The sequence below is a fragment of the Candidatus Woesearchaeota archaeon genome, from assembly GCA_018302225.1.
Taxonomy (GTDB): Archaea; Nanobdellota; Nanobdellia; order SCGC-AAA011-G17; family JAGVZY01; genus JAGVZY01.
In genome coordinates this window covers 42,768-49,216 of the sequence record JAGVZY010000014.1, presented here as the reverse complement: position 1 = coordinate 49,216, position 6,449 = coordinate 42,768, and the positions used below count along the sequence as shown (strand labels likewise).

General features: G+C 29.2%; 11 protein-coding genes. 9 read left to right on the top strand and 2 right to left on the bottom strand.

The features are described from left to right. Nucleotides 1-222, bottom strand: a 222-nt coding sequence (locus tag J4403_04200) for a hypothetical protein (protein MBS3167381.1), incomplete at its 3' end; no start/stop codon positions are given. Nucleotides 223-351: 129 nt separating this feature from the next. Between J4403_04200 and J4403_04195 the strand changes: the two genes are divergently transcribed. Then, nucleotides 352-537: a hypothetical protein gene (locus J4403_04195; GenBank protein MBS3167380.1), complete on the top strand. Its 186-nt coding sequence runs from the start codon at nucleotides 352-354 to the stop codon at nucleotides 535-537. A 7-nt stretch (nucleotides 538-544) separates the two neighbouring features. Continuing rightward, nucleotides 545-685: a hypothetical protein gene (locus tag J4403_04190; protein ID MBS3167379.1), complete on the top strand. Its 141-nt coding sequence runs from the start codon at nucleotides 545-547 to the stop codon at nucleotides 683-685. 7 nt (nucleotides 686-692) lie between these two features. On the opposite strand, the gene J4403_04185 is transcribed toward J4403_04190, so the two are convergent. Next, nucleotides 693-896 (bottom strand): hypothetical protein, encoded by a 204-nt coding sequence (locus J4403_04185; protein ID MBS3167378.1) that lies wholly within the window; start codon nucleotides 894-896, stop codon nucleotides 693-695. A 394-nt stretch (nucleotides 897-1,290) separates the two neighbouring features. On the opposite strand from J4403_04185, the gene J4403_04180 reads away from it, so the two are divergent. The 7 genes from J4403_04180 (at nucleotide 1,291) to J4403_04150 (ending at nucleotide 6,427) form a co-directional block, all read left to right on the top strand. Continuing rightward, entirely contained in the window at nucleotides 1,291-2,493 is a 1,203-nt protein-coding gene (locus tag J4403_04180; protein ID MBS3167377.1) for a tyrosine-type recombinase/integrase, read from the top strand. Between the two features lie 191 nt (nucleotides 2,494-2,684). Further along, on the top strand, nucleotides 2,685-2,948 hold the full coding sequence (locus J4403_04175; GenBank protein ID MBS3167376.1) for a hypothetical protein: 264 nt from the start codon (nucleotides 2,685-2,687) through the stop codon (nucleotides 2,946-2,948). Next, nucleotides 2,949-3,323, top strand: coding sequence for a hypothetical protein (locus tag J4403_04170; GenBank protein ID MBS3167375.1), 375 nt, complete (start codon nucleotides 2,949-2,951; stop codon nucleotides 3,321-3,323). It begins immediately after the preceding gene. A gap of 247 nt (nucleotides 3,324-3,570) precedes the next feature. After that, nucleotides 3,571-4,050 (top strand): hypothetical protein, encoded by a 480-nt coding sequence (locus J4403_04165; GenBank protein MBS3167374.1) that lies wholly within the window; start codon nucleotides 3,571-3,573, stop codon nucleotides 4,048-4,050. Between the two features lie 62 nt (nucleotides 4,051-4,112). Then, complete coding sequence (locus J4403_04160) at nucleotides 4,113-4,277, top strand: hypothetical protein (GenBank protein ID MBS3167373.1); 165 nt, start codon at nucleotides 4,113-4,115, stop codon at nucleotides 4,275-4,277. 95 nt (nucleotides 4,278-4,372) lie between these two features. Next, entirely contained in the window at nucleotides 4,373-5,950 is a 1,578-nt protein-coding gene (locus J4403_04155; GenBank protein MBS3167372.1) for a peptidase M3, read from the top strand. A gap of 51 nt (nucleotides 5,951-6,001) precedes the next feature. Beyond that, nucleotides 6,002-6,427 (top strand): hypothetical protein, encoded by a 426-nt coding sequence (locus J4403_04150; GenBank protein MBS3167371.1) that lies wholly within the window; start codon nucleotides 6,002-6,004, stop codon nucleotides 6,425-6,427. Nucleotides 6,428-6,449: the final 22 nt, after the last annotated feature.

Sequence of the window (6,449 nt, the reverse complement as noted above, 5' to 3'; positions counted from 1 at the left end):
CTTTTGTTTTTCAAGTGAAGCACAGATAAAAAAGGTTAGTGCAACAAAAACGAAGATAATTGCAGATAGGGTGTAACTTTGTTCTTTTATTATACAAGCAGTATAAAGGCTACTGGATGTTAAGGCAGTACAAGTTTTTCCCCAACTTAAAGATAATAATTCAAGAAAAAAACTCAAAACTAATGCTCCTACTGCAAACACAAACCATTGACGTTTGTTCATAATATCTTCTAAATTTGTTCTGCCTTATAAATCTTATTCTGAATCTTAATTTTATTTATAAAGCAGTGAACTAAAAGTTCACAAATCGTGCACATCAACTATATATCCGACTTCTGCGTTTAATTCAATATGAAAAAGCGTTACGAATTACGTTTAACTGAAGAACAAGAAAATAAGCTTAAAGAAAGAGCAGACGCTATGGGCTTTGCTAAAAAGAGTGACTATCTTAGATTTATGGTTTTTATGGAACTTTCTTTTATTGAAAAAATAAATCAGATTCATAAGAAAGTGTGTGAAGATGTTAGAAAAGGTTAGAAAAAGAATGAGATCCAAAAGCATTAGTATATCCTTGGAATTATGGGAGAGAATTAAAAAAGAGTGTAATGATAATATATCTATCTCTTCATTTATTAGAATGACTACATTAAAAGAGTTAGAAAGAAGAGGTATGCTGAGAGGTTAAAGTTTATTTATCCTTTTTTAGTTTTTCTATATCTAACTTTAAAATCATATTTTAGAAGTTTATCAAATTCTTGTTCGTTGAGGGGCATAGAAAATAAACTTGACCCTTTCTTATCTTGTAATTCAATTCTATACTTAAATTCTTTCGGAAGCTTACTAGAACTAATTTTAAGCTTTCCGCAAGTTGGGCAGACTTTCACTTTTAGGTTCATCTAACTTATTTGATTAAAGAAGTATAAAAAGATTATTGTGATATGAAATAAACTTTTTAGAAAGTAAAGATAACCTAATGCCCCTTTCAGTAGTTCAACGCTCCGCAGGGTTACGTATTTTTCATTAAAACCATTAATATATTTCTGCTACTATAAGATTAGTATGAATTGTCATTGCTGTCCAGCAAGCAGAAGAAATTAAATAACGGAGGGTTTTAAAAAATGTAAGTTCAAAAGAGAAAATTAAGTGGGATGCATTCCAAGAGGAATGCACCTCGTTGGGAGCGTTTGAGTTATAACTTAACAGTACCCCTCGATTTGAGTGAGGGTAGACTTGTCTATCTTTTTTACACTCAACTTTTTCTGAGATCCACACAATAAGGAGGGGATTTGAATGCAAGATATCTACCGAAGAGAACCAAATTATGAGAGAGAGTTGAAGCGTTTAGAATCAGGAAATATAAGCCAAGAAAATAAAGAACACATTTTGAAATATCATAAACATCTTTTTTCAGATGGGGTGAGTAAAAATAGGGTCATAAAAGTTTCTGGGGAACTTAGGAGAATTGCGATTCTGTTAAAAAAAGATTTTCTTAACACAAATGAGGAAGACCTTAGAACTTTGATTGTTGATGTCAACAAGCTTCAAGGAATTAGAAATGGTTGTCCTTTATCTGAAATGACCAAAGTAGATTATAAAAAAACAATAAAAAGATTTTACAAGTGGTTAGAAGGAAACAATCGAAGATATCCTGAAAAGGTTGATTGGATAAGAGGTAAGGAAAAAGTTAATGGTAAAGAAGGGATGGATATTCTTACTCCCAAAGATATTAAGAAAGCTATTTCGTGCTGTGTTACTCCGCGAGATAAAGCACTTGTTTCTTTACTCTATGAAGGGGGTTTTAGAATTGGAGAAATATTAGGAATGAAAATTAGAGATTTCAAAAATGAACAAAAGTATGGTAAAGTAAGAGTAACTGGAAAGACTGGACCAAGAGAGGTTTTGATTGTGCAATCAATTCCTTATCTTAATCAATATCTTAGTTTTCATCCTTCAAGAGATAATCCTGAAAGTTATTTTTGGCTTAAAAAATCTGATTCGGTTCTTCCTGAAAGATTGATGTATTGTGGTGCAAGAGCTTTAATTCAGAGACTATTCAATCGTGCAGGAATAAGCAAAAAAAGGCTTTATCTACATTTATTTAGACATTCAAGAGCAACTGAGTTAGCTAAATATTTGACGGAAGCACAAATGAAAGCTTATTTTGGTTGGACTCAAGGATCCAATATGGCTTCTGTTTATGTGCATTTAAGTGGTAGAGATATAGACAGTAGTATGTTAGGATATTATGGATTAAGTTCTCTTCAAAGAAGTAAAGAAAGAGTGAGTAAAAATGTTAATTGTTCGAGATGCAACACTCTTAATCCTGCAAATAGTAAATTTTGTTCTCAATGTGGTCTAGTTTTGGAACTTGAAGAATTTATTGGTACAGAAAATGAAATTCAAGAAAAAGATTTAGACAATAGTCAATTGTTTATGAGAATAGCCAAAAATCCAAAATTAAGACACGCCATTGAAATTCTTGAGCAGAATTAAACTTTTTTTATTTTTTTATTTGTGCTTCCGTTGTACACTTGCGGTCAATCACTTTTATTAATATGCATTGCTTTCTAGTAAGAAGTTTGTGTTGCTGCTGAAAGGCAGTTGGAAGATGGCTTTAAAATTCGAAAGGTTTATATATTATATAAGTTTATGAATATATAAGTTTATATAACTAGGTGAAAAACATGCAAAGTCAAATATTACACTATCCAAATTTAAGGACCGTATTGATAATCGAAAAGATTATACAAGAATCTGATACTGTGGTTTCTAAAGCGGAATTAAAGAGAAAACTGCCTGCCCAAATTATGCATCAAACTTTAAATCTGATTTTAGATTACTTAGAAGAAAGTGGTAAAATAATGGTGGGATCAAAGGGGATAACTTGGATTAGTGATACAAGTCCAAAGCTAAAAGCGTTACTAAAAGATGCAGTGAGGGTAGCATAAATGAAAGGTAAAGAAGTTTGGGTGCAATTTTCAAAAGATGCAGATAGTAGCTATAAAGAATTACAAAAAAAAGTCTTACTTGAAATAGAGCAAGGCATTGAAAATTCACAAAATATGCAATTGTTAAAAGCTATTGAAAGAGAAAAGAATAATATTAAAATTGATCCTCAACATGGAATCCATATTCCTAGACAAAATATTTCTAAAGCTACTATCACTCGTTATGGAACTGATAGATTGTGGAAAGTAGATTTAGTTGGCTATTGGAGAATGATATATACTCTCACTGGAGATGAAGTAAAAATAATTGCATTTGTTCTTGAATTTATGGATCATAATAAATATAATAAAGTCTTTGATTATAGAAAAAGATAATCCTTGTGCCTTCCTTGTACACTTTTAGTCAAACGCATTTATTAATATGCATTGCTTTATAGTAAGAAGTTTGAGTTGCTGCTGTTCAGCAAGCAGAAGATATTAAATAATTTGAAGGTTTTCACATAATTAAAATCAGAAAACTAGTTGGGAGGTATTGCGTTGTTATAACAGAGCAATTCGGCGGGAGCGTACTTATTTTTTCTTAATGAATAGCTTTATAAATAGACTTCTTAATCTAAAGCAAATGGGAGATTTCAGACGCGATAGAGGAAGTAGAGGCCGTGATAATAGAGGCTCAAGAGATTTTGATAGAGACGGAGATTCTGGTGGCTTCAGAGAAAGAAGAAGCTTTGGAGGAAGAAGTTCTGGTGGATTTGGTGGCGGCTTTGGAAGAAAACCTCGACGTGAAATGCATGAAGCAACTTGTGATAAATGTGGAAAAAGTTGTCAAGTTCCATTTAGACCAAGTGGAGATAAACCTGTTTTATGTAGCGAATGTTTTGAAAAACAAGGTAATACTCATAGACCTTCAAGAGAAGGATCTTCAGGTATATCAGCAGATCAATTTAACCAACTTAATTTAAAAGTAGATAAGATTTTAAAAATACTTGAAAGTCTTGAATTTGAACCTATGGATGCTGACGATTCAGAAGATGAAGAAGAAATTGAAGAAAAATCTGTTGAAGAGAAAAAAGCAAAAAAGAGTAAAATTAAAAAAAATTAATTCTAATTTAAAGTATATTTATATATAAGTAAATTATTTCAAGAAAAAGTAAAGGAGGAAAAATGGTAGCAAAAATCGGAGAATTTAAAGGACACAAAACCTTAATATTAACAGAAGGAGATGCTGAACAAGATAAATTTCCATTTTCTTTTGGATTGAAAAAAGCAAAGTTAATACTTCAACATATTAATGATATTAAGAAATTTGTAGAAGATAACGAAAAGTAACTTATTTTCTTTCTTTTAATTTTTAATTAGTAACACCCAATCAATAGCCCACCATAATCAATAACTTTTTATATCACTTCAGACCATAATCTAATATGGAAGAAGTAAATCAATTCTTAGAATCCCAAACTAGAGAAATAAAGAGATTATATATTCAGTCTGCTTATGCTTGGTGGGATTCAATGATTTCTGGAAAGCTAGAAGATTACAAAAAATCTGAAAAATATAGTAAAGAATATGCAAAATTCTTTAATAATAATAAAAATTTTGAAATTGTTAAGAGATTTCTAAAAACAAAAATAAAAGATAGGCTAGTTGAAAGACAATTAAAATTATTATACAATTCTTATCTTGGAAGTCAAGGAGATATAAGTTTAATAAATAAAATAATTAAAAAATCAACAGAAATTGAGAAAAAATTTAATACTTTTAGAGCTAAAGTTGATGAAAAAGAGTTAACAGATAATGAAATTAAAGAAATTCTTAAAAAAGACTTAAATTCTGAAAGATTACAAAAGGTTTGGGAAGCAAGTAAAGAACAGGGAGCATTAGTTGAAAAAGATTTGATTGAACTTGTTAAATTAAGAAATCAGTTGGCTAAGAGTTTAGGATTTAATAATTATTATGAAATGTCTCTTTTTTTAAATGAACAAAAAAAAGAAGAAATAAAAAAAATATTTGATGAGTTATATAAACTTACTAAACGGCCGTTTAAGAAGGTAAAACAGGAAATAGACTATTATCTTAAAAAAAGATTAAATGTTAAAGAAATAAAACCTTGGCACTATCAGGAATTATTTTTTCAGACAGGTCCAGAGATTTCTAAAGTTAAATTAAATAAATATTGTAAGAATATTTTGAGAGTAACCAATAGATTCTACTCAAATATGGGATTGGAAACTGAAGATATTTTTAATCGAAGTGATTTGTATGAAAAGAAAGGAAAATATCAGCATGCTTGTTGTATGAGTTTAGATAAAACTAATGATATCAGAGTAATCATGAATCTTAAAGATGATGCGTATTGGTTTACTACTTCATTACATGAGTTAGGACATGCAGTTTATAATAAATATATTGATAAGAAATTGCCTTTCTTGTTAAGAGAGGCTTCGCATATATTAACTACAGAAGCAATTGCTTTGTTATTAGAAAGAAATTCTAAAAATCTCCTTTTTATTAAAAGATATTTAAATGTAAACTCTAATGAAATTGAACAAATTCAAAAAGATATTGAAATAAGTTTGAAAATAAGACAATTAGTATTCTCAAGTTGGGAGCAAGTAATGGTTAATTTTGAAATGAAAATGTATGAACATCCAGATCAAAATCTAAATAAATTATGGTATGATTTAATCAAAAAATATCAATTAATTGATTTTGAGAGAGATAAACCTGATTGGGCTTCAAAAATACATATAGCAACTTCTCCAGCTTATTATCATAACTATATGTTAGGAGAATTATATGCTTCACAAATAAATAATTATATTACTAAAAATATTTTAAAACAAAAAAATGCGAAAAATTTAGATTATGGTGATAAGGAAATTGGAAACTATTTAATCAGTAAGATATTTTCTCCAGGTACAAAGTATCCTTGGAATGAATTGATTAAATATTCTACTGGAGAAGAATTGAACCTTAAATATTGGGTTAAAGAATTTTGTTAGTTTATGAATAAAAAGCAATATTTTTATAAAGATTAAAAATTTTAGAAAAGTATGCCTGAATACAATTCTAGCTCATTAAAAGGAAAAGATGTTAATTCAATATATACCTTTAATGATTTAAGGTTTATTATCGATTTATATCGATCTTTAGCGGTGGAATCTGGCAGGATAGATTTAAATGCTAATAAAGAGACTAAAAATAAACTTGAAATTTTATTAAAACAGATAGATAATATTCCTCTAGCATTATTACAAGACAAATCATTAAAGCAGGAGATATATAGGTATAAACAAAATATTGAATTTCGATTAAAAAGATATAAGTTTCCAAGTCAGTGGTCAGGGTTTAATCTTGAAGATGAGACTATTACACAAGAGTTGTGTGACAAAATTAATGAAGCAGGCAGAGAAATTGCTAAATCAATAAGCCCCGAAGATATGGACGCACTTTTGGGTAATTGTAGTGATGGGAAATAAGAGATAAACTTAAATATTTCTG

Excerpts from the sequence above, each read along its gene's own strand:
- J4403_04160 (MBS3167373.1), top strand. The coding sequence starts at position 4,113 with ATGGTAGCAAAAATCGGAGAATTTAAAGGACACAAAACCTTAATATTA.
- J4403_04190 (MBS3167379.1), top strand. The coding sequence starts at position 545 with ATGAGATCCAAAAGCATTAGTATATCCTTGGAATTATGGGAGAGAATT.
- J4403_04170 (MBS3167375.1), top strand. The coding sequence starts at position 2,949 with ATGAAAGGTAAAGAAGTTTGGGTGCAATTTTCAAAAGATGCAGATAGT.
- J4403_04165 (MBS3167374.1), top strand. The coding sequence starts at position 3,571 with ATGGGAGATTTCAGACGCGATAGAGGAAGTAGAGGCCGTGATAATAGA.
- J4403_04150 (MBS3167371.1), top strand. The coding sequence starts at position 6,002 with ATGCCTGAATACAATTCTAGCTCATTAAAAGGAAAAGATGTTAATTCA.
- J4403_04180 (MBS3167377.1), top strand. The coding sequence starts at position 1,291 with ATGCAAGATATCTACCGAAGAGAACCAAATTATGAGAGAGAGTTGAAG.
- J4403_04155 (MBS3167372.1), top strand. The coding sequence starts at position 4,373 with ATGGAAGAAGTAAATCAATTCTTAGAATCCCAAACTAGAGAAATAAAG.
- J4403_04175 (MBS3167376.1), top strand. The coding sequence starts at position 2,685 with ATGCAAAGTCAAATATTACACTATCCAAATTTAAGGACCGTATTGATA.
- J4403_04185 (MBS3167378.1), bottom strand. The coding sequence starts at position 896 with ATGAACCTAAAAGTGAAAGTCTGCCCAACTTGCGGAAAGCTTAAAATT.
- J4403_04195 (MBS3167380.1), top strand. The coding sequence starts at position 352 with ATGAAAAAGCGTTACGAATTACGTTTAACTGAAGAACAAGAAAATAAG.